Below are 21,765 nucleotides of genomic sequence, written 5' to 3'. Positions count from 1 at the left end.
TCGCGCAATTGTCCGTGAAGTGCAGGTGTAATATGAGAGCTGTCGATATTATTCAGAAAAAAAGAGATGGTGGAGAGCTGAGTCGTGAGGAAATTTCCTTTTTAATACAGGGCTACAGTAAAGGTGAAGTGCCTGATTATCAGCTCTCTGCATGGGCAATGGCTGTTTATTTCCAAGGCATGAACGCGCGGGAAACCGGCGATCTAACGATGGAAATGGCGATGTCCGGCGATCAAGTAGATCTTAGCCCAATTGCAGGCATTAAGGTTGATAAACACTCCACAGGCGGAGTGGGCGATAAAACAACTGTAGTACTGGCACCCTTGGTAGCTTCTGCTGGAGTACCGGTAGCGAAGATGTCCGGCCGCGGACTTGGGCACACTGGAGGCACGCTCGATAAGCTGGAGTCCATCAGTGGTTTCTCTATCGAGATGGCTCGTGAGCGTTTCTTTGACCAAGTAGGGGAGATCGGGGCTGCCGTGATCGGCCAGTCGGGCAACATTACACCCGCAGACAAAAAGCTGTACGCCCTTCGGGATGTAACTGCAACAGTTGAATCCATCCCCCTTATTGCAAGCTCTGTGATGAGCAAGAAGATTGCAGCAGGTGCAGATGCGATCGTGTTGGATGTCAAAACAGGCAGCGGTGCTTTTATGAAGACGCTGGATGATTCTATAGCACTCGCTCAGGCGATGGTTGACATTGGAACGCATCTGGGTCGGAATACCGTTGCGATTATCAGTGATATGGACCAGCCGCTTGGTTACGGGATCGGAAATGCGTTGGAAATTAAGGAAGGAATCGAGACCTTGAAGGGTCACGGTCCGAAGGATCTGCAGGAGGTCTGTCTTATTCTGGGCAGCCAGATGCTTGTTCTTGGCGGCAAAGCCAAGGATGAAACGGAGGCACGTTCGATTCTTATGACGCATATTGAAGATGGCAGTGCGCTAGAGAAGTTCAAACAAATCGTAAAGGCACAAGGTGGAGATGTATCGCAAATTGATTCTCCGGAGAAGCTCCCTACGGCTAAGCGATTCATTGAAGTGAAAGCAAAAAGCAAAGGATTCATAGAAGGTATTCAGGCCGAGGAAATTGGCGTTGCAGCTATGCTGCTTGGAGCTGGACGTGAAACTAAGGAATCCGTAATCGATCTGGCTGTGGGGATTCAACTTTCTAAAAAGGTTGGAGATGCTGTAGAGATCGGCGAGACGCTTGCAGTCTTGCATATCAATGATGCCAGTGAGAAGAAAGTAGAGGAAGCTGAAGGTAAGGTGTTAGAAGCCTACCGTATCACTTCTGAACCTGTTCCTGCCCAACCTCTGGTATTTGCACTTGTTACTAAAGATGGGGTAACACGGTACTAGTCAAGGCAACATAAATATTGTCATGGCTATGGCCGTAAACAGACAACAAAGCAGCGATCCTCCCATATCGGGAAGGTCGCTGCTTTGCGTTTTGTTCAATGGTGCAATATTTATAACTGATTATTGATCTTATTGAAAATCTGCGAAGCCCCGCTGCTTATATTACATAATACGACTACAGTCTCGCCACTAGCTGGATAGATAGCCGACCGGAAGGAAACACCGGGATCATAGCCCATAATGTGAAATTTGAACACTTTTTCTTCGCGGAGGGTAATCCATACACCATAACCATAATAGCCTTCGCCATCCACATGTACATGGGGAGTAAGCAATAATGAAGTGAGTACTGGACTCAATAATGTATGGTTCATTAACCCGCTCCAGAATAGCTGCATGTCGGGGGCAGTGACGAAAGCACCACCGTCAGCGCCTCCCTTTACCGGGATTGAGTAGATGTTGGTTCTCCAGTTACCGTTCTCTTCCTCTATGTATCCTAGTGCACAGTTGGCAGGTAAGGCATCTAACGTAAAGTAACCGGATTGCTCCATTCCGCAAGGCTTAAAGATGTGCTGCTCTACATACTCGGAAAAAGTCATTCCACTCAATTCCTCCACCAGAAGGCCTAGCACGATATAGCCGGCATTGTTGTAGTGGAAACGTTCGCCAGGAGTCCACATCATGGGAAGGGTTCGGAACATCGGCACAAAATCCTCAAGCTGTCGCAAGGTGTACATAGGCCGTGCCTTCCACAGATCCTCGAAATCATCCATAATTGTTTCATCAAAATAATCCGGAATACCAGAGCTATGCGTAAGCAGCTGATGTATGGTGATGTCGGGACTAAAGAGAGGGAACTCTACCTTTTTCAGATAATCTAATAGTCTACTTTCAAAAGAAATCAATCCCTGATCGACCAGCTGGCAGACAGCGATCGCGGTAAATATTTTACACCCGGAAGCAATGCCGAACCGAGTATGAATATTGTTTTCGCGCTTATCCGACTTATTGGCATAACCGTAACAACTGCTGATGACTTTTTTATCAGGTTGTTGTACCAGCACTACACCAGAGAAATTGTTCTGTTTAGCTTCTGCTTCAATACAATCTGCAAGGTGGTTCATCTGTATATTCACTCCTCTATAAGCAGTTAAGTTCTTAAATACCATTCGTTAAAATATTACATTTTCCTTTAAAGGGGGGTTAAATGAGTACGGAAAAATTGGAAATACTTAAAAATTGAATTAACTTTTGATCTCCCCTATAATAAAAATGCTCTGCAACTGCTGCTGGGCTTTTTTTTATTGACAACATCATTACTTCTTGCGATAAATTATTATAGTTATTTACTTGGAAATGGAATAATTTCCACCCTTTCTGACGAAACTGGAACACAGTACCTGTGATATGAAGGTTAACGTTCAGGAGGGGAACCATTGTGAGAAAAATGCGTTTTGCTGTGCTTGTGCTCTGTATCGTTGTGTCGGTTCTAGGACCGATGTCAGGTGCTTATGCTGAGGAAAAAAGCAAGAATTCTGGCAGTAATGCTGCCGCTGTAGATCTTGCGCCTGGTGCGCGTTCAGCGATTTTGATGGATGCAGGCACTGGCACTATTATTTATGAAAAGAACAGCCATGATAAGCTGCCTCCCGCAAGTATTACGAAGATTATGACGATGCTGCTTACGGTGGAAGCACTGGATGAAGGAAGACTGCAACTGACGGATAAGGTGCGCACGAGTGAATATGCCGCATCGATGGGCGGATCGCAAATTTTCCTGGAGCCTGGTGAAGAAATGTCGGTGGATGAGATGCTCAAAGGCATCGCTATGGCCTCCGGTAATGATGCATCTGTGGCAATGGCAGAGAAAATAGCGGGTTCGGAGAGCGCTTTTGTCGATCTGATGAATAAAAGAGCGGAAGAGCTGGGTCTGAAAGATACCCACTTTGCCAATTGCAACGGTCTTCCAGCTGCTAATCACTATTCCTCAGCCTACGATATTGCGGTAATTAGCCGGGAGCTTTTAAAGCATGATAGAATTATCAAATATACCGGTTCCTATCAGGATTATCTGCGTAAGGATTCCACCAAACCATTCTGGTTGGTAAACACGAACAAGCTTGTACGTTTCTATACAGGCGCTGATGGACTGAAAACAGGATATACCGCTGAAGCAAAATTCTGCTTATCCGCTACGGCTGCAAGAGACGGTCTGCGTGCTGTTGCTGTTGTGCTGGGTGAGCCGAACACGAAGACACGGAACAGTGAAGTGTCGGGCATGTTTGACTATCTCTTTTCGCAATATAAGATCCACACTATTCACAAAGAAGGGGACGCTATCGGTACCCTTAAGATTGAGAAGGGTGTGAAGTCCGAGCTGCCGATTACGGCGAAAGAGACGTATAGTGTTCTTTTGAAAAAAGGTGTGACGCAAGAAGGCATTCGTCACGAACTAGTACTTCCAGAAAGCGTGAAGGCACCAGTGGCTGAAGGCCAGTCCATAGGCAAGCTGGTTGTCTACCAAGGAACCCAAGTGATTAAAGAGTATGAACTTAAAGCAGGGGAAGCTGTGGCAAAAGCAGGCTGGTGGAAGCTCTTTAAACGTACAACAGGCTCGATGTTCGGCATGGATTAAAAAGAGCTTTTTTGTAGATTGCGCCCATGTGCTTTGTAGATTCATAGGGGTTTTCTTCTAGTTTTGTCGTGAGGCAGGATTCCTGATTTGCCACGTAGAAACCTTGTCCTTGAAGAGAATGGGTACTGTCTCTTAAGGCCAAGTTTTCAAAGCAACGAAGAGGAGAGTGGCAAGCATGAATTCTAATGTGGAAATGGAGCATCACAGGGGTGTGCTGATTGTCCGTTTATCTGGGGAACTCGATCATCATGCCGCCGATTTTGTAAGAATGGATATGGATGAAGCGATTATGCGGGGTCAGGTATCGCATTTGATCCTTAGCCTTAAGCATCTGCAGTTTATGGACAGTTCGGGTCTCGGCGTAATTCTGGGAAGGTATAAACTGATCCATAGTAAAGGCGGCAAAATGGTGGTGTGTGATGCAACGGCACCTGTGAAGCGACTTCTGGAAATGTCAGGCCTGTTCAAGATCATGCCCCTATATGACGACGAGAGCACTGCACTCTCGGATTTGGAGGTTGCGTTATGACAAATGGTAAGGCTGGTAACTTCATGAACGTGCAGTTCGCTGCACTCTCGGAGAACGAATCATTCGCGCGTGTAGTTGTAGCGGCGTTCGTTTCTAGGCTTGATCCTACAATGGACGAGCTGAATGATCTGAAGACAGTCGTGTCGGAGGCGGTCACCAATTGTATTATTCATGGGTATGATAGTGATCCGGAAGGTATTGTGACTATTTCAGCTTCGCTGGACAACGAAACGGTACATTTAACCATTGAGGATCAGGGACGGGGCATTGAGGATTTGGAGTTGGCACAACAGCCGCTATATACCTCAAAGCCAGAGCTGGAGCGGTCGGGCATGGGCTTTACCATTATGGAGAATTTCATGGATGAATTTGAAGTCACTAGTGAACCGGGACACGGCACTTCGATCTCAATGAAGAAAACCATCGTTTCGAAAAAAGCTTTATACAATTAGGGGTTGGAGCCATGGATGCAGAGTCAAAAAAAGCTCCGCCGACCTATTTGGACGATGCGGAGGTCAAACGTCTTATCGCGCTCAGTCAGGCCGGAGATAATCTTGCCCGAGACACACTAGTTAGCTGCAATATCCGGTTGGTCTGGTCGGTAGTGCAGCGGTTTATGAACCGCGGGTATGAACCTGACGATTTGTTCCAGATCGGTTGCATCGGGCTCTTGAAGTCCGTTGATAAGTTCGACCTCAGCTATGAGGTCAAATTCTCCACTTATGCCGTGCCGATGATCATTGGCGAGATTCAGCGTTTCCTTCGCGACGATGGAACCTTGAAAGTTAGCCGTTCTCTTAAGGAGATGGCTAATAAGGTCCGCAAGATGAAGGATGAAATGTCTAAGACGCTGGACCGTCTGCCTACCATCGGTGAAGTTGCTGAGGCACTGGGGGTTACCCCTGAAGAAGTGGTATTTGCTCAGGAAGCTAACAAGCCACCGACCTCGATTCATGAGACGGTGTTCGAGAATGATGGCGACCCGATCACACTGATTGATCAAATCGCTGATGAATCACAGGAACGCTGGTTTGATAAGCTGGCACTGAATGAGGCTATCGGAGGTCTCAGCGAGCGTGAACGGCTGATTGTTTATCTTCGATATTACCGTGACCAAACGCAGTCAGAGGTTGCCAGTCGCCTTGGGATTTCTCAAGTCCAGGTATCCCGGCTGGAGAAGAAAATATTGCAGAATATCCGCGAGCAGATTGCTCAGTAGATAATGGCTAAAATGTAAAGACGCTTGCGAAATAGCGAATAGGAAGAAAAAGCCGCCCCGAAAAGGGGGGGCTTTTTATGTGGAGGGAATCTCAATATGCATTCACTTGGCGACAAGGATATGACCTCATGGTCTATTGACATGGAAGCGAATTTGCTGACAATGTCGAATGTTTTGGAGAAATGGGTGGACTGTTCAGATCATGCTTTAACGCATAACCCCAATTTTTTACGTGAATATGTGTACGGTGAGGATCTTGAACGCTTTGATGCGTATATAGATAAATTATACTCTGGTCACCTATGTAATCTTGAGTATCGTATGCAGTTACCTGCAAAAGCGCTGAAGTGGGTTCAAAGTATAGGCACGCCCGTTTTTAATCAAGAGCATAAGGTTTGTCGAATAGATGGCGTCATCATAGATATCACGGAACAAAAAAATGCTCAAGCCCAGTTAGAGAGTAGCTTTTCTCTGTATCAGCAGATGTTTGCTACGATCGATGTGGCGATTTGGTCATACGACTACGTATCACGGAAAATGTTATTCATATCGGATGCCATTCTCAATATCACGGGATATTCAGCAGAACAGGCGAAGGAAGATGACTTTTGGCTAAGAATTGCTCCTAAAGAAGAGCGGCCTTTAATTCAAGAGATTATAACTACAGTGGGGCAAGGAATAAGCAATCTCAGTGAATATCGGATCATCCATGCCAGCGGTGAACTCCGATGGGTCCAAGTCAGGATCATTCCCAGTATGGATGAGACAGGGGCAGTGGTACGGCTCAATGGGATCTTAATCGATCATACGGAAAAAAAGCAGATGCAAGAGGTTCTATTAAAAAGTGAGCAGCGCTACAAATCCCTGTTTGACCATAATCCAGATATCGTGTGTGAATTGGATCTGCAGGGCAGCATTGTGGCTATCAATCCAGCGGCAGAGCAAATTACTGGAGAAGCTTTTAATAGATTCGGAGAGAACTTATCCATTGTGAATTTATTTGGCGCAGAGAATTCGCATATGATGTCTGATTATTTTGAGAAAACGGTTGGCGGAGTTCTGCAGCATTACACGGTTACTTCTGTCCGCGAGAATGGATTAGTTAACCATTGGTCGATGAAAAACATCCCTGTACATGAAAACAATCAAATTGTAGGTACCTTTGTTATCGCAAGAGATATCACTGCATCTGTGGAGGTGGAAAAGCGGCTGGCTCAGCGGGAGGCGGAGTACAGGCTTATTACAGAGAATATGGAGGATATGATTGGGGTTCTGGATCAGCAAGGGAACTTCATTATTGCTTCGTCCTCTTGTGAGAAAATTATTGGGCTTCCTGTAGGTTCAATAAAGAACACAACTATTTTGGAGTATATTCATCCTGATGAACAAGAAGTGTTGCGGGAACAGATCTTGGATATTTTTCGGACAAAAGTATGTAAGATGTTTTACAATCGGTTTATTCACATCAAAGGTCACATTATAGACCTGGAATGCTTGGGTACACCTGTTCTTGGTGAGGATGGAGAAGTAGTTAGTATTGTGATCGTAGCGAGAGACATTACAAAAAGGGTCCAGATGGAGAGTGAACTTAGAGAAAGCGAGGAACTCAATCGGCTGCTTATTGATATGTCACCTGAAGCGGTAGTACTCCATAGTGAATATAAATTCCTTTATGTGAATTTTTCCTGTTTAGGATTGTTTGGAGTTTGTAGTGAGGATCAATTGATTGGCACCTCTATTTTTAATTGGGCCCACCCGGACTATATAACGCTGGCTAGAGATCGGATGCGTGAAATCTATTATGGACCCAATCGGATATTAGCTCCTGTTGAACAAAAGGTCGTGCGGTCAGATGGATCTATTATCGATGTAGAAGTAACAGCTAGCTCAATTCTATACAAGGGTAAGGTTGCATGTATCTCTATCTTTAGGGATATCAGTGATCGAAAAAAAATTGAGGTGGAAAGACAGCTTACAGAGCAGATCATTCGGAACAGCGAGGAAAGGTATTTCAACTTACAGATGAGTCTTGATCAATTCTCGCAAGATTTGTTTGGTGCGATGAAGATCAGTCACATGGAACAACGATTACTGAAAGAAGTTAGAGAGGTCTTGCGGGTTACCAATATTTGTATGGTTGAAGTTGAAGATAACCATGATAAAATATGCGAGATTATTGAGACCGAGCGGGGCTATTCACTTAAGATCGGAGAGTTCCGAAGAAAAAGCTATATTCTATCCATTAATGAGAAGTCTATTTTATTAGAAATAAGTTCTGTTCGAGTGTGGCTGAAGACGATTACCCGTTATGTTAGTGTGTTATTTGATAATTTTTTGCTCATAGAAGATCTAACTAAGGACCTTGAGTTAGCGGCTTCCGAGCAAGCTCCGACATGGTTGCTGCGCTTTATGTTTAATTTATCCGAGAATGAACGCAAACGGCTTGCTCAAGATCTACATGATTCAGCCCTTCAAGAACAGATCATCTGGTATCGTAAGCTTGATAATTTTTTAAGTGATAAATCCGTTACGGGGGAACTAAAGGAGCAGCTAGAACAGATCACAGAAGGTTTACTCGATGTTATCTATGAACTGCGGATGATCTGCAATGAGCTTAGGCCACCAGCATTAATCAATGAGGGGCTTGCTTCCTCACTTGAGACGTTGTTTGAATTTGCTCAGCTGCGGAACGACTATCAGATTTATTTTGAGTCAACAGCTTTCAAGCATAAGTTAAAAGACGAGATTCTAATAGGTCTGTACCGTATTGTGCAGGAACTTTTGGCTAACGCAGCTAAACATTCTTGTGCCACAGAAGTACGTATCTCCTTAGCTAGCGAAGGGCAACAGGTGCTTTTGGATTATGAAGATAACGGAATTGGAACGAGCCTTTTAGGAGAGGATTCTCTTAAGAGCATGGGGATTTATGGGATGAAAGAAAGGGTTCGCAGTATGGATGGGACCATACGATTTCTTTCGCCAGAGAATAAGGGATTAGCTGTCTTTATATCCATACCTGCAGATTAATCATGGGGCATAATAAGGGGATAGGGGTGTATTAGGCATGATTCGAATTTTGTTAGTGGACGACCATCCCTCTGTCATGGAAGGGACTAAGATGATACTGGAACAAGAGGGAGATATGGAGGTTACCCTAGCCAATTCAGCCCATGAGGCGCTTAACATGGTGGGTAGCCATACGTTTGACGTGATGCTGTTTGATCTTCATATCGCTGATGGGAATGGGATTGATTTGGCGAAGGAAGTCTTAAAAATAAACGCAGACGCGATTATCTTAATCTACACCGGATACGAAATTACAAACAAATTCAACTTGATGATCGAATCGGGTTTGTTTGGATTTATTTCAAAAACGACCAATAGAGAGCAGTTGGTTGCAGCAGTGCGTTGTGCTTTAAGGGGAGATGTCATTTTGCCTCATACCCTAGTTAAACAGTTAAGAAAAGTATCACCTAAAGGAATGGAGATTAATATTGACCAAGCAAACCCGAAGATAAGCAAAAAAGAGCATGAAATGCTGACAGAGATTGCAAAAGGAAAAAGCAACAAGGAAATAGCAGAGATTGTACTTATGAGTCAACGATCGCTGGAATACAGTTTAACGAGTCTGTTCCAAAAACTAAATGTGAAATCAAGAATTGAAGCGGCAATAAAAGCTAAACGACTGGGCATATTGAAGGAGTCCGATTTCAACAATTCACTATGAAAATTCGTAACAAACAAATAGATCAAAATCCCGTTCACGGTGCTGTGAGGCGGGATTTTTTGGTCTGCGCTTTTTTTGCGGGACGACGCAATATTTTTGCGTGGTCGCGCTATTTTTTTTCGGTTACCTTAATCTGCTTACCGTATATGATGAAATAGTTCCTAAGAATTACTAAAAAATGACTAACGCCAATGAGGGGCTGAGGAAAATGAAGTGGTTTTATAATTTAAGGACAGCAGTGAAGTTAATCTCCGCATTTCTGTTAGTATCCGCAATATTGTGCTTTGTAGGATTCTATGGAATTACGAATTTGAGTAAGATGGACCGCTCTATCGTGGACATGTACGAAAATCGCTTAACACCTATAGCTTATCTGGGAGAAGCGAATGAACTATTTTTAACAAATAGAATCAATATCCGTGATATAAACACGATGGCTAAAACAGCGGCAGAAAAGAAAGAATACGAAGATAAAATACATAAAAACGTTCAAAGTATTGAAGAGATCATGGGTAAATATAGCAAGACTGCGTTGAGGGAAGAAGAATTGGCGATAATGAAAGATTATCCTGAGATCTGGCAACGTTATATCACAAGTCTTGATGATACTATTGAAATTGATAAAACAAATATTAGTAATGAGAAATATACAAATTATTTGCGCGAAAGTGATTTGCAAACAGCCACAACAGAGCTGACTAACTTTCTGAAAAAATTAATAGACATCAATATGAAGCAGGCTCAAGGTTCGATTGTTAATGCCAATGACCTTTATCAGTCCTCTCGTTTGATTACGTTTAGCGTTACTATTGTTGCGCTGCTCATCAGTATTGGTCTGGGTCTACTAATATCGCAGATCATAGCACGGCCTCTAAATCAAGTAATGCGCCTGCTAGGTAAAGTGGCTAATGGTGATTTAAGCGAAACGTCGAATCTGGAATCTAAGGATGAGATTGGAATGCTAGCTTATTCTGTTAATGAAATGGTTCTGAACCTAAGACGCACTGTGAGCGGCATTTCGTCTTCTGCGGAAAGTGTCTCAGCTGCTGCACAGCAAATCTCAGCTAGTACAGAGGAAGTAGCTAGTGGAAGTATGAGTCAAGCTAGTGCAGCACAAACGATGAATGAGTTGTTCCGAGAATTATCTGCGGCGATTAATTCAGTAGCCCAGAGTGCTGAACAGGCTTCTGAGCTTTCAGATCAAACGATGCGTATCGCTCAAGATGGAGGGATCGTGGTTAAGAACTCCGTACAAGGAATGTCAGTACTGGATACACAAATGTCTAGACTTGCGGAAGACTCCGATAAGATTGGTGAGATTATCGCGGTGATTGAAGATATTGCCCAACAAACAAATCTGCTTGCCCTAAACGCAGCGATAGAAGCGGCCCGCGCAGGTGAACAAGGTCGAGGTTTTGCCGTTGTTGCGAATGAAGTAAGAAAGTTAGCTGAGCGGAGCAGTGGGGCTACGAAACAAATCACGGGCATTATCAAAGAAATGCAGAAGAATACGCAGCACAGTGTAAATGCCGTAGTAGAAGGAGTAGCTTTTTCACAAAAAAATGGAGAAGCCTTTGAACATATCCTTACGATGGTGAACGATACCGCTCATAAAGTAACAGAAATTGCAGCTGCCAGTGAAGAACAAGCCGCACAATCGTCTGAGGTGATGTTCTCAATTGAGAGCATATCCGCCGCAACTGAAGAAATGGCGGCAAGCAGCAGTGAAACGGCAACGACCGCCAATGCTTTGGCTCAGCTAGCAGAAGAGTTAAATAGTCTGGTATCTATTTTTAAAGTTAAATAAACAGTGTCAGGGGTATTATCATTGATAGGAGAGGAGAAGTAGTGCAAAAAATAAAGGTGCTCGTTGTAGCTGCTTCAGTAACCATGCGTAAACAGATCTCGAACCTAATTTCGGAGGATTCAAGCCTCGAGGTCATTGGAGTAGCTCGAAATGCATCCGAAGCGATCAGCATGGTTCAAAAACTCAGGCCCGATGTCGTGGCTATAGATATAGAAATGCCGGAATTGAACGGTTTGGTAGCACTCACAAGCATAATGTCTCAGCGGCCAACACCTATACTTATCTTGAGCTCCGCTACAAAGGATGGAATAACAGCAACCATTACTGCTCTACAAAATGGTGCAGTGGATTTCATATCTAAGCCGGCTCAATCTTATGGACCTGGTCTATACAGCATAAAAGATGAGTTATTATTCAAAATTAAGAAAGCCGCTGAAATTCCTTTAAGAACTCTTATTCTTAACAATATAAACATCTCTAAAGTGAAAGCTCGACAAGAGAAACAAAACAACGTTAAGAGTGGATGTACAGAAGTTATTGAGCAGATCGTGGGAATTGGATGCGGAGTAGGGGGGCCGAAGGCATTAGAAATCTTAATTTCCTCGCTCCCGGCGAGCTTCCCGTATCCCCTGCTGGTTGTTCAACATATGCCACCTAAGTACACAAAAGCATTGGCGGAACGACTGAATCGGTTCTCAAGTGTACGGGTGGTGGAAGCCAAGGACAAGCAATCGGTGCTCGGGGGAACCGTCTATATCGCTCCAGGTAATTCTCATATGACCATTATTCAGGAGGGGCAGGATCTCAGAATAAAACTTATGAAAAAGCCTGCAGTGAATGGACACTGTCCTTCGGTAGATATCTTGTTTGAGTCTATATCTGCACTAACTGGTCTACAGCAGCATTTAATCCTAATGACCGGAATGGGAAATGATGGCGCTAAAGGGATGCTGGCTGCCAAACACGCTGGCGCCCAATCAACGCTAGTAGAATCGCAAGAAACTTCTATTGAAAGTGAAATGCCTGAAGCAGCCGCTAAGCTGGGTTGTGTGGATTACGAGCTGCCCTCGCATTTGTTAGCCTCGAAGATTATGGAGATTACGGGGGAGCTGAGATACCGGAGGGATGCATTTCCATCGGTTTGAACGGTCTTATTTTACTACTAAAAAAGCGTTGGCAGGATAAAATCCGCCAATGCTTTTTTGTGTTTCATGTTGACACTTTCAAGTGATAACAATTATCATTTACGGAGCAAGAGTAGAGATTATGTAACTCATCGTATACAAGGAGCGAAGAAGGAGAGTTTTGCGATGACTTTAAATATATTGAATATGGAAATTCATGATCTTTTTGATCAATTTACAGAACGGATAGAGGGGCATGTTGAACATAACCAATGGGAACAACGGCTTACTATTCCTTCACATATTGGTAAGGGAAGCGTCACCCGTACACGGATTCGTCCAGGTATGGAGATTATGTATACGGACATAACTTACGAACAGGATATGAAGCTCCACATTCAAGAAGCTTGTCCGTTGTTTGAACTAAGCTATAATCTAAGCGGAGAAATCTATTGCGAATGGAACGGCAAGGAAAGTTACACGGATAAACAAATGGGCAATGTCCTTTTTCTAGAGGATGTTCAGGTGTATGAAGAGAAAAAAGCAGGTGTCCCCAATCAATTGCTGGAAATACGGTTTGCTCCTAGTGAACTGCTGAATTACGCCGGAGATTTATCGGAGACACAGCAAATGGAAACCTGGCTTAGACATCATCGTGGAAATATTGATCGTTATCCAGATACTGCGGCAATCCGAAAATGTGTCTCCGAAATGATCCACTGTACCTATCATGGAACATTGAGACGTTTATATATGGAGAGCAAAGCCCTTGAATTTATTGCTTTGTTTGGTGAGTCTGATGGTTACGGTTCTATTAGCGATAGTATGACGCTGCGGCATGATGATATTACTAATCTGAAGCGGGTACATGAATTGGTGCAAATCCATTTCGAACAACCGTTATCTATACGTGAGTTGGCTAAGCGGGTAGGTATCAACGAATTCAAGCTGAAAAAAGGCTTCCGCGAATTATTTGGCATGACGATCTTCGAGCTTGTACGTATAAAAAGGATGGAGAAAGCGCTCTGGTATATGGAGGTTGAAGGTTTGAATATAGGGAAAACAGCTGTTTCGGTCGGATATAGCAATGTCAGCAATTTCACGACGACCTTCCGTAAGCATTATGGCTGCAATCCAAGCGAATACTTAAAACGTATCGAACAACAGAGTTTGGAACGAAACAGGCTGTAGGAAGATTTGTAAATGCAGACAGCTTAAAGCTTCAAGTGTTAGAACATAGGGTTCGGAATCGAACGTTATCTTCTGCATGCTTGAGGTTTTTTTGTGTTTGCTCCCTTATCAAGGAGTGAACCTCCCTTAACAGGTAGAGAAAAAGACCACTCTAAATGATAATAATTTCATAGATTGCAGATAAAAAGGTGGTCATACAATGGGACAACAACAAGTAGATTCACGCAGGTGGTATGCGCTGGGGGTTATTTTACTGCCAACATTACTTATTTCATTAAATACTTATATGATTCAAGTTGCGCTTCCATCTATGCAATATAGCTTGAACGCAAGCTTTTCGGAAGCACAGCTTATCGTTACCGGATTTTCGCTAGGATTAGCTGTGGCGTTGATTATTAGCGGAAAGCTTGGGGATATATACGGCAGAAAACGGATGTTGATGATCGGGGTGAGCGGGTTTACGGTCATGGCAGTGTTAGGCGGACTGACCTCAGATCCGGCACTTCTGATTGTTATTCGGATTGTGCAGGGATTGGCTGCGGCGCTTATTCAACCTCAGGTTCTATCTACGCTGCAGGTCAGCTTTCTGCCAAAGGAAAAAGGGCTTGTTTTCGGCATTTACGGCGCAATGATTGGCATTGGATTTGCATTCGGATTCATCCTCGGAGGTACTATTGTGAATTGGAATCCGTTCGATCTCGGTTGGCGGACAGTATTTTTTTTCAATGTGCCATTTGGACTTCTCGTCCTGCTGTTAATGCCGATTGTACCTGCAACACGGGCTGAGCAGGCGCACAGTATTGATTGGACTGGAAGCTTCCTTCTGCTGATCGGTTTGTTCCTGTTGATCTATCCGTTGTCAGAGGGACAAAAACAAGGGTGGCCGTTGTGGATTTTTGGCTGTCTAATGTTAGCTCTTTTCGTGTTGTTTACTTTTATCTGGGTTGAAAATCGAAAGGGAAAGCAGGGGACGTTACCGTTAGTCGATCTGTCTATTTTCAGAGATCGAACATTTAGCGCTGGTCTGGCAACCGTTCTTGTCCTTTATCTAAGTATGTTCTCTTTCTTTTTTATTTTGAGCTATTATATGCAATTTGGTTTGCACTATAGTGTTCAAGATACGAGTATGGTTTTCTTGCCTATAGGGATAGGCTTTTTTATGACTTCCCTAATCTCTTCTCGAATGGTCAAAAGATGGGGGATGAGTGTACTTAAGATAGGAGCGCTGATGATGGGGAGCTGTAGTCTGCTGCTTATGTTAGAGCTAAATGTGGACGTTACGCAGCTGCTAGACCCTCGTAATATCCTACTATTATTGATATATGGTTTCGGTCTTGGAATGGCTACTACGCCCCTAGTTAACGTCACGCTTAGTTCAGTACCCACAAAGATCACGGGCACGGGTTCAGGCTTGATCACTACCTTTATGTATTTTGCGAATTCGTTAGGAGTGGCGTTAATCGGTATTTTATTCTCCGCTTCGCTAAAGCATTCTCTTTTGGAAGCAGATCTAGCGGATTATGTAAGGGCGTTTTCCTTCTCATTAGCAGCAATCGGAGGACTTGCTTTTACTGGTTTTCTTTGCCTTTGTTTTTTGCGGGAGCGGAAATTGTAGAGGAGGTATCCTGCTTTTTTTGCGCTGTGAGCAATCTAACAAACGAACGCCCTTCTTAGCTTTATAGTAATACCGAGTGATTGAATTCCATTTAATGTAACTCACTCCAAACCTATCAATGAGAAGGTGCCAGGATGTCCATACTGCAAGTAGAGAATCTCTCGAAAGAATATAAAGGCAAAGGCAAAACGAATCGGTTTCGAGCGCTGAACGGGATTAGTCTTAGTGTGGATAGCGGCGAGTTTGTGGCGATTATGGGACCCTCGGGGAGCGGGAAAACAACACTTTTAAATATACTAAGCGGAATCGACACGGAGTATAGTGGGGTTGTAAGAATTGCAGATACTAGTATAAGTGAGATGTCCAAGAACGAGCTTGCGATTTTTCGCCGGCAGCGTATGGGATTCGTTTTTCAGGATTACAATCTGCTGGATAGTCTGACCCTACGGGAAAATATCATGGTGCCCATGGTGCTGGATGATCAAGAGGTAGAAGATATCAATGCCAAGACAGATGAGACGTTATCGCTATTCGATCTGGATGAGGTGAAGGACAAATATCCTTATATGGTTTCAGGGGGGCAACAGCAGCGGGCGGCGATCAGCAGGGCGATTATAAATCATCCAGATGTGATTTTTGCGGACGAGCCGACGGGGAATTTGGATTCCAAATCTTCGAGTACGGTGATGAAGACCTTCGCCAAGCTCAACACTCTAAAAGGAGCAACGATAGTGATGGTCACACATGATCCTTTTGCGGCCAGCTATTGTAATCGGGTGCTTTTTATCAAAGATGGGAAGGCTCTACTAGAGATTGCTAGAGAGAATAAAGAGCGCAGAGCATTTTTGGATCTGATTCTGGAGAACCTGGCCTTTATTGGAGGGGGAGAAGATGACCTTTAGGAGAATGGCATTTCAGATATTTAAGGCGAATCTTAGAAGATATTTGTTATTTTTCCTATGCAGCAGCTTTACGGTCATGATCTTTTTTACATTTTATTCGCTGTACAGTAATCCTGATTTTAATGACCCTTATCAAGTGAATGGGATGGTGTCAGGTAATTTATATGCTCCTTTTTTGGTGATAAGGGTGTTTGCTGTTCTGTTTATTGTATATGCTCAAATGGCCTTTTTAAAATTCAGAAAAAGCGACTTTGGGCTATTAATGGTACTTGGAATGACAAGCCACAATATCCGCAAAATCATTTTGTTCGAGAATAGCATGATCGCTTTAGCCTCGATTCTCACTGGTTTAGGTACAGGGACAGTTTTCTCCGGTATTTTTTTCTTGATTGTTTCGCTGTTTGTAAATATTGGGGACAGTGCTTTTATACTGACGCCCGATAGTTATCTGTATACCATTAAATTCTTCGCGGTGATTTACATAGTTGTGATTGCAGTCAATTTGCTACTAACTTTGCGATACAGTATTTTACGTCTTTTAAAAGAGTCCAGAACCGCAGAACGCAACCTGATTCATGGGAAAATCACCGGGGTCATCGGAGTTTTGCTCTTGGGAATCTCCGTTTATAATATGCTCACTCATTACAACCCTTCCGATGCTCGCATGATGTTAATAAATCTGGGAATTAGTATGTTAGGCGTTTATTTGCTGCTGTCAGGACTTGGGGACTGGTTGAAACTTTTTATATCGCGATCAAGCAGAGCATATCACAAGCACCTGCTGTTTAGTTCCAATTTGATCTATACCCTTGGTCGCTCCAAAATAGTGCTTTCTCTTATCACCTTCCTCGTCTTCATCACGATTTCTCTAAGCGGAATTATTTTTTATTTGACCTGGAATGCTGAGGATATTCCGGTTGCAAACAATCCATATGATATTGCCTATTCAGAAGTATTCGGAAAAAATAGCATCTCACCAAAAATACTAAGCGAGATCACGGATCATGGCGCCACGCCGCTGCTTTCACACCAAAAGCTGGAGTATATCGACTTGTTTAATTTCAAAATATTTCTGGACCAGAATATAAACGCATTAATCGGCACTGATTATCATGTGGAGAAAGATCACTTTCTAAATCTGGCCATAGTTGCACAAGGAGAAGAGTGGAAGAATCAAAGACCGGAAATGCCCACCTTTGATCTGATGCTTGCTTCCGGGAAGCATACGCTGTATTCACAAGGTATCCTATTTGACATGGTATTTAACCCTGTGCCGAATCTAATGAATGGTCTTCATATCATTGTAAACGAAGAGGATTATATGGCGCTGAAAGCGGAAAATAAAAAAGCGATCGGTAATCTTCAGCTCCTGAATTTTAAGGATTGGAAAAAAACTGCGGATATAGATGCTAAGTTAAATGCCGCTTTAGCCAAATATAACAAAGACAATACAGAGTCCTGGTATGGCAATGAACGGCAAGAGGCCCTCGTATTCTCTACGAAGTCTAGAATAAGTGACTATCTACAGTTACAGGAGTCTGGCCGATTTGGAATCTTCGTAATTTCATTTGTTGGTTTAATATTTTTCGGCGCCTCCGGGATAGTGCTGCATTTCAGTATTCAGACCGATTTAGAGCGTGAGCGGATCAAATTCAGGAAGCTGAACAAGATTGGAATTACTTCTAAGGACGTGGCCCGCATTATAGGCGGCCCTTTAAAAGTGCTGTTTTTTCTCCCGTATGCATTAGGTATTGCATTGTCTTCTTTTTATGTTGTTAGTTCTTCCAGGGTTGAAATGTCTGCAGCTCTGGAGCCGATGTGGTTTTGTTTGTTAGTAGGCGGAGCGTATCTTTTATTTCAAGTCCTCTTTTATCGTATATACACCAAAATATACACTCGCAATATGCTGGCACATATTCAGCTACTCGATATTCCCTTAATAGACCAAAAAGAGATTTCAATTTAATCCCAAATATGATAATATTGGTGCACAAAACGTGGGGGGATTCCATTTGAAAAAGATTTTTTCCAGAATTGCAGTCGCATTAATGATCTTGACCCTTGTTGCGATAGTCACTTGCTTTTATATTGGTGAATTCACCTATGCGTATGGATTAATTTTGGTGCTGTTTTTCGTATTTGCGGGGATGGGGCAGCTCTATAAGCTTAAAAATGATGAGTATATGTACAAAAAACTAAATAACACCGATGAGTATAATGAATATACTAGATGATATAAATTTAACAGAAACTTCTTATGTATAGCCAAACACCCCACTTTAGACAGTGCCTAAAGAGGGGTGTTTTTGTATGTGCCTATGTTTATTTCTTACCGTTGCGTTCAAGAATCATATCTACGAACAGATCAATCTGTGCGGTAATCGCAATCGGATCATAGCGGTAGTAGGTATCAAAATCATTGTAAAATAGATGATCGTTCTTCGCAGCATCAAGTCCGTTCCAAACTGGAGATTCCTTCAGTTCTTTCAGCTTATCCCCTTTTTTGTCAGGATCATAAGTGGTGAGGAACATGTAGTCAGCAGCATATTCGGGCAATAGCTCCATGGACAGCTGCAACGTTTGGTTGTCGTTGCTGTTCTTAGTAGGCATTTTTAGCTTAAGTGCGTTATAAAGGGCTTGTCCACCCCGGCCAGCATTATTTCCGAAGGTCCATAGCTCCCCTTTATCAGTCAGCTCATAGATTCCAAAAGTATCATTTTCATTTACGACACCTTTAAGCTTCTCGCGGCCTTCAGCAGCCTTTTTCTCAAAGTCAGCAATAAATTGTTCAGCTTTGTCAGGCACACCTACAATGTCACCGAACAGTTTAACAGTTTCATAGATATTTGTAGCGGTTCCGTATGGAATATGAATGGTTGGAGCAATTTTGGATAAAGCATCGTAGTTATCATCGTACATAACGACGATCAGGTCAGGTGTAAGTTCCAGAGCTTTCTCGGCGTTAACCGGAGCACCGACATCTTGTGTGTTTGTGAGCAGGTCTTTCAAGAAGGGATTATCAAAGGTACTAGGTTCGACACCTACAACATTTGCTCCTACGGAGAGCAACTCCCCACCATAATAATCTGTAATAATCCGCTGTGGTTTTACAGGTATCTGTACAGTACCTTTAGTGGTTTCATAGCTACGCATTTCAGCTGCTGAAGCCTCAGGAGCAGCCGTTGGCTCAGTGCTTGGTGCTTTAGTTGCTTCTGTTGTCTTATTAGATGAAGCGTTGTTCGTTCCCCCGCAAGCTGTCACAAATACAGACAATAACATTATGAGTGCCAGGATGGGGAAGAGGGTCTTTCTTTTTAGCATGATAAACCTCCCTATATATATGTACCAACAAATAATAATGAGAATCATTATCACTATTATTTTCAATTTGAACTTTATCAAATCCTAGAATTCCTGTCAATGCAATAAAATAAATGCCTCCTATTAAATCTATCTATTGCCAAACCTAGGAAGGCTCATTTACAATAGCATAGTGATAATGAGAATCAATTTCATAGAAATAGGGTGGCATTCATGAATCAACAGATATCTTCCAAGATTAGACCTAATAAAGGGTCAGCCATACAAGAGTTCCGTTCACGTCCTTGGGCTGCCACGTTAATCTTGGTTGGCGGTCTGGTACTATTAGCACTAGGTATCGCTGTTTCAGTCTCCTTCGGAGCGGCTGATATTAAGCTTTCTGTGGTGTGGGCAGCCGTGTTTCACTTTAATCCGGAGATCATGGATCATCAGATTATTAGAGAATTACGATTACCCCGTGTACTTGGCGGGGCCATGATAGGGGCAAGCTTTGCAGTTGCGGGTGCCATTATGCAGGGGATGACCCGAAATCCACTCGCAGATTCAGGTTTGATGGGCATTAACTCAGGCGCAGGATTTGCGCTGGCGCTTTGTTTTGCATTTTTCCCGAATTTATCGTTTATGTATTTGATCCTATATTCCTTCGTTGGTGCCGGAGTAGGGGCTGGGGTTGTGTATGGGGTCGGATCATTGGCCAAGGGAGGGCTGACTCCTGCTCGTCTGGTGCTGGCGGGTGCTGCTTTTAGTGCACTGCTGTCAGCGCTGAGTGAAGGGGTAGCTTTATATTTTCATATTGGGCAAGATTTGGCTTTCTGGTATGCGGGAGGCGTGGCTGGGACGAAATGGATTCAGCTTAAAGTCATGTTCCCTTGGATAGGAGCGGCGTTAATTGGGGCTATGGTATTATCCCGGTCGATCACAATGCTCAGCCTAGGTGACGATGTTGCTAAAGGGCTTGGCCAGCGCACAGGGCTTGTTAAGCTGGCAGGGACTTTAATTGTATTGATTCTGGCTGGATCATCAGTTGCCGTAGTAGGAGCCGTTGGGTTCATTGGACTAATTATTCCCCATTTGACCCGTTTTTTTGTAGGTGTGGATTACAGATGGATCATTCCATGTTCAGCTATTCTAGGCAGTCTGCTTGCAGTATTTGCAGATTTAACAGCGCGGATGATTAATCCCCCTAATGAAACGCCGCTGGGAGCCATTATTGCACTGATCGGTGTACCGTTCTTCCTTTATCTTGCACGTAAAGAAAGGAGGGAACTGTAATGATAGAGAAAACTTCATTCGATTCCTTCCAAGCCGCCAAAAATAAACGTGGCTTAGTTATAATGATTATTTTAGCTGTACTGATTGTTATTGCTTTTATTATTAGTATGAATACAGGATACATACGTTTGACACCTATGGAGCTGCTTAATACGTTATTCGGTAAAGGGACGGATAAGCAAGAGTTAATCTTGTTTCAATTTCGGTTACCGCGTATTGTGATCTCCGTTCTGATAGGCGCAGGTTTGGCTGTATCCGGAGCTGTGATGCAGGGCGTCTTTCGTAATGCTTTGGCCGACCCCGGCATCTTAGGGATTAACGCTGGCGCAGGAATTATGGTTATGCTGTTAATTTCTTTTTACCCAACGGCAACCGCGGCTCCGGTGTATCTGCTGCCTATGGTAGCGTTTGTTGGTGCGGCAATTACTGCTGCCTTGATTTATGTCTTAGCTTATAAACGGCATGAAGGAATAAAACCCATGCGCCTGTTGCTGACTGGTGTAGCGGTTGCAGCTGGAATGAGTGCAGCGATGATCGTGCTGACTCTTCGGCTGGATCCGGAGAAGTATCAGTTTGTGGCTACTTGGCTTGCCGGGAGTATTTGGGGCACAAGCTGGAAGTTTGTACTTTCTTTACTTCCGTGGATCGTAATTCTCGTGCCGTATGTCATCTATAAAGCAAGGGTAATGAACGTCCTTAATTTGGGTGAACAGACAGCCGTAGGACTTGGGGCTGCTGTAACCAAAGAACAATTCCGGCTTCTTGCGGCTGCGGTTGGTCTAGCTGCGGCAAGTGTTGCTGTGAGTGGCGGGATTGGCTTTGTCGGCCTTGTCGGCCCCCATTTGGCGCGACGGCTAGTTGGACCCAAACATCAGCTCATGCTGCCAACCTCAGCGCTGCTCGGCTCACTGCTAGTCATTATAGCGGATACCATTGGACGCTGGATCTTACAGCCATCTGAGATCCCCACTGGAATCGTTGTTGCTGTAATTGGAGCGCCATACTTTTTGTATTTGCTAGCCCGTACTAAATCTTGATGAAAGAAGATGGTCACTCACC

At 43.6% G+C, this 21,765-nt stretch carries 18 protein-coding genes; 16 read left to right on the top strand and 2 right to left on the bottom strand.

Going from position 1 to position 21,765, the window contains the following annotated elements:
- The first annotated feature begins 32 nt into the window (after nt 1-32).
- Complete coding sequence (locus MHI32_RS21385; protein WP_340010786.1) at nt 33-1,364, top strand: pyrimidine-nucleoside phosphorylase; 1,332 nt, start codon at nt 33-35, stop codon at nt 1,362-1,364.
- Between the two features lie 110 nt (nt 1,365-1,474).
- Here the strand turns inward: MHI32_RS21385 and MHI32_RS21380 are convergent, their stop codons facing one another.
- A complete protein-coding gene (locus tag MHI32_RS21380; RefSeq protein WP_340010784.1) occupies nt 1,475-2,488 on the bottom strand; it encodes a serine hydrolase in 1,014 nt (337 codons plus the stop codon).
- Nucleotides 2,489-2,862: 374 nt separating this feature from the next.
- Here MHI32_RS21380 and MHI32_RS21375 point away from each other — a divergent pair, with 374 nt between their 5' ends.
- The 13 genes from MHI32_RS21375 to MHI32_RS21315 all read left to right on the top strand — a co-directional run bounded on the left by MHI32_RS21375 (nt 2,863) and on the right by MHI32_RS21315 (nt 18,347).
- The gene (locus MHI32_RS21375) at nt 2,863-3,999 is read left to right on the top strand and encodes a D-alanyl-D-alanine carboxypeptidase family protein (RefSeq protein ID WP_256715834.1); all 1,137 of its coding nucleotides are present in this window, start codon (nt 2,863-2,865) and stop codon (nt 3,997-3,999) included.
- Between the two features lie 175 nt (nt 4,000-4,174).
- A complete protein-coding gene (gene spoIIAA / locus MHI32_RS21370; protein ID WP_036676057.1) occupies nt 4,175-4,528 on the top strand; it encodes an anti-sigma F factor antagonist in 354 nt (117 codons plus the stop codon).
- Complete coding sequence (spoIIAB, locus tag MHI32_RS21365) at nt 4,525-4,980, top strand: anti-sigma F factor (RefSeq protein ID WP_036676058.1); 456 nt, start codon at nt 4,525-4,527, stop codon at nt 4,978-4,980. Before spoIIAA ends, spoIIAB begins: the two co-directional genes overlap by 4 nt.
- A gap of 11 nt (nt 4,981-4,991) precedes the next feature.
- Complete coding sequence (sigF, locus tag MHI32_RS21360) at nt 4,992-5,747, top strand: RNA polymerase sporulation sigma factor SigF (protein WP_036676059.1); 756 nt, start codon at nt 4,992-4,994, stop codon at nt 5,745-5,747.
- A gap of 96 nt (nt 5,748-5,843) precedes the next feature.
- A complete protein-coding gene (locus MHI32_RS21355; protein WP_340010783.1) occupies nt 5,844-8,774 on the top strand; it encodes a PAS domain S-box protein in 2,931 nt (976 codons plus the stop codon).
- A 37-nt stretch (nt 8,775-8,811) separates the two neighbouring features.
- Nucleotides 8,812-9,474: a response regulator transcription factor gene (locus tag MHI32_RS21350; RefSeq protein WP_076219667.1), complete on the top strand. Its 663-nt coding sequence runs from the start codon at nt 8,812-8,814 to the stop codon at nt 9,472-9,474.
- 208 nt (nt 9,475-9,682) lie between these two features.
- On the top strand, nt 9,683-11,281 hold the full coding sequence (locus MHI32_RS21345; RefSeq protein WP_340010781.1) for a methyl-accepting chemotaxis protein: 1,599 nt from the start codon (nt 9,683-9,685) through the stop codon (nt 11,279-11,281).
- 41 nt (nt 11,282-11,322) lie between these two features.
- A complete protein-coding gene (gene cheB, locus MHI32_RS21340; RefSeq protein ID WP_340010780.1) occupies nt 11,323-12,426 on the top strand; it encodes a chemotaxis-specific protein-glutamate methyltransferase CheB in 1,104 nt (367 codons plus the stop codon).
- 165 nt (nt 12,427-12,591) lie between these two features.
- Nucleotides 12,592-13,596 carry a helix-turn-helix domain-containing protein gene (locus tag MHI32_RS21335; protein ID WP_076129500.1) on the top strand — a complete coding sequence of 335 codons (1,005 nt, stop codon included), beginning with the start codon at nt 12,592-12,594 and terminating at the stop codon, nt 13,594-13,596.
- 199 nt (nt 13,597-13,795) lie between these two features.
- Complete coding sequence (locus MHI32_RS21330) at nt 13,796-15,211, top strand: MFS transporter (protein ID WP_340010778.1); 1,416 nt, start codon at nt 13,796-13,798, stop codon at nt 15,209-15,211.
- Between the two features lie 134 nt (nt 15,212-15,345).
- Complete coding sequence (locus MHI32_RS21325; protein WP_076184103.1) at nt 15,346-16,113, top strand: ABC transporter ATP-binding protein; 768 nt, start codon at nt 15,346-15,348, stop codon at nt 16,111-16,113.
- Nucleotides 16,103-18,079: an ABC transporter permease gene (locus MHI32_RS21320; RefSeq protein ID WP_340010775.1), complete on the top strand. Its 1,977-nt coding sequence runs from the start codon at nt 16,103-16,105 to the stop codon at nt 18,077-18,079. The genes MHI32_RS21325 and MHI32_RS21320 overlap by 11 nt, the downstream gene beginning before the upstream one ends.
- A 46-nt stretch (nt 18,080-18,125) precedes the next feature.
- Nucleotides 18,126-18,347, top strand: coding sequence for a hypothetical protein (locus MHI32_RS21315; RefSeq protein WP_042190339.1), 222 nt, complete (start codon nt 18,126-18,128; stop codon nt 18,345-18,347).
- An 88-nt stretch (nt 18,348-18,435) separates the two neighbouring features.
- Here the strand turns inward: MHI32_RS21315 and MHI32_RS21310 are convergent, their stop codons facing one another.
- Complete coding sequence (locus MHI32_RS21310; protein ID WP_076281412.1) at nt 18,436-19,434, bottom strand: ABC transporter substrate-binding protein; 999 nt, start codon at nt 19,432-19,434, stop codon at nt 18,436-18,438.
- 213 nt (nt 19,435-19,647) lie between these two features.
- Between MHI32_RS21310 and MHI32_RS21305 the strand changes: the two genes are divergently transcribed.
- Together MHI32_RS21305 and MHI32_RS21300 are read left to right on the top strand one after the other, a co-directional pair.
- Entirely contained in the window at nt 19,648-20,706 is a 1,059-nt protein-coding gene (locus tag MHI32_RS21305) for an iron ABC transporter permease (RefSeq protein ID WP_076129506.1), read from the top strand.
- On the top strand, nt 20,706-21,743 hold the full coding sequence (locus MHI32_RS21300) for an iron ABC transporter permease (protein ID WP_076129507.1): 1,038 nt from the start codon (nt 20,706-20,708) through the stop codon (nt 21,741-21,743). Before MHI32_RS21305 ends, MHI32_RS21300 begins: the two co-directional genes overlap by 1 nt.
- The last annotated feature ends 22 nt before the right edge of the window (nt 21,744-21,765 follow it).

This window comes from Paenibacillus sp. FSL H7-0690, from assembly GCF_037980415.1.
Lineage (GTDB): Bacteria > Bacillota > Bacilli > Paenibacillales > Paenibacillaceae > Paenibacillus_AQ > Paenibacillus_AQ odorifer.
Note: the sequence above shows the minus strand (reverse complement) of the source record. Positions and strands in the feature narration are given on the sequence as shown.

Bases quoted from the DNA above. Each gene is read 5' to 3' on its own strand.
- MHI32_RS21385 (WP_340010786.1), top strand. From the start codon at position 33: ATGAGAGCTGTCGATATTATTCAGAAAAAAAGAGATGGTGGAGAGCTG.
- MHI32_RS21380 (WP_340010784.1), bottom strand. From the start codon at position 2,488: ATGAACCACCTTGCAGATTGTATTGAAGCAGAAGCTAAACAGAACAAT.
- MHI32_RS21375 (WP_256715834.1), top strand. From the start codon at position 2,863: ATGTCAGGTGCTTATGCTGAGGAAAAAAGCAAGAATTCTGGCAGTAAT.
- spoIIAA (WP_036676057.1), top strand. From the start codon at position 4,175: ATGAATTCTAATGTGGAAATGGAGCATCACAGGGGTGTGCTGATTGTC.
- spoIIAB (WP_036676058.1), top strand. From the start codon at position 4,525: ATGACAAATGGTAAGGCTGGTAACTTCATGAACGTGCAGTTCGCTGCA.
- sigF (WP_036676059.1), top strand. From the start codon at position 4,992: ATGGATGCAGAGTCAAAAAAAGCTCCGCCGACCTATTTGGACGATGCG.
- MHI32_RS21355 (WP_340010783.1), top strand. From the start codon at position 5,844: ATGCATTCACTTGGCGACAAGGATATGACCTCATGGTCTATTGACATG.
- MHI32_RS21350 (WP_076219667.1), top strand. From the start codon at position 8,812: ATGATTCGAATTTTGTTAGTGGACGACCATCCCTCTGTCATGGAAGGG.
- MHI32_RS21345 (WP_340010781.1), top strand. From the start codon at position 9,683: ATGAAGTGGTTTTATAATTTAAGGACAGCAGTGAAGTTAATCTCCGCA.
- MHI32_RS21335 (WP_076129500.1), top strand. From the start codon at position 12,592: ATGACTTTAAATATATTGAATATGGAAATTCATGATCTTTTTGATCAA.
- MHI32_RS21330 (WP_340010778.1), top strand. From the start codon at position 13,796: ATGGGACAACAACAAGTAGATTCACGCAGGTGGTATGCGCTGGGGGTT.
- MHI32_RS21325 (WP_076184103.1), top strand. From the start codon at position 15,346: ATGTCCATACTGCAAGTAGAGAATCTCTCGAAAGAATATAAAGGCAAA.
- MHI32_RS21320 (WP_340010775.1), top strand. From the start codon at position 16,103: ATGACCTTTAGGAGAATGGCATTTCAGATATTTAAGGCGAATCTTAGA.
- MHI32_RS21310 (WP_076281412.1), bottom strand. From the start codon at position 19,434: ATGCTAAAAAGAAAGACCCTCTTCCCCATCCTGGCACTCATAATGTTA.
- MHI32_RS21305 (WP_076129506.1), top strand. From the start codon at position 19,648: ATGAATCAACAGATATCTTCCAAGATTAGACCTAATAAAGGGTCAGCC.
- MHI32_RS21300 (WP_076129507.1), top strand. From the start codon at position 20,706: ATGATAGAGAAAACTTCATTCGATTCCTTCCAAGCCGCCAAAAATAAA.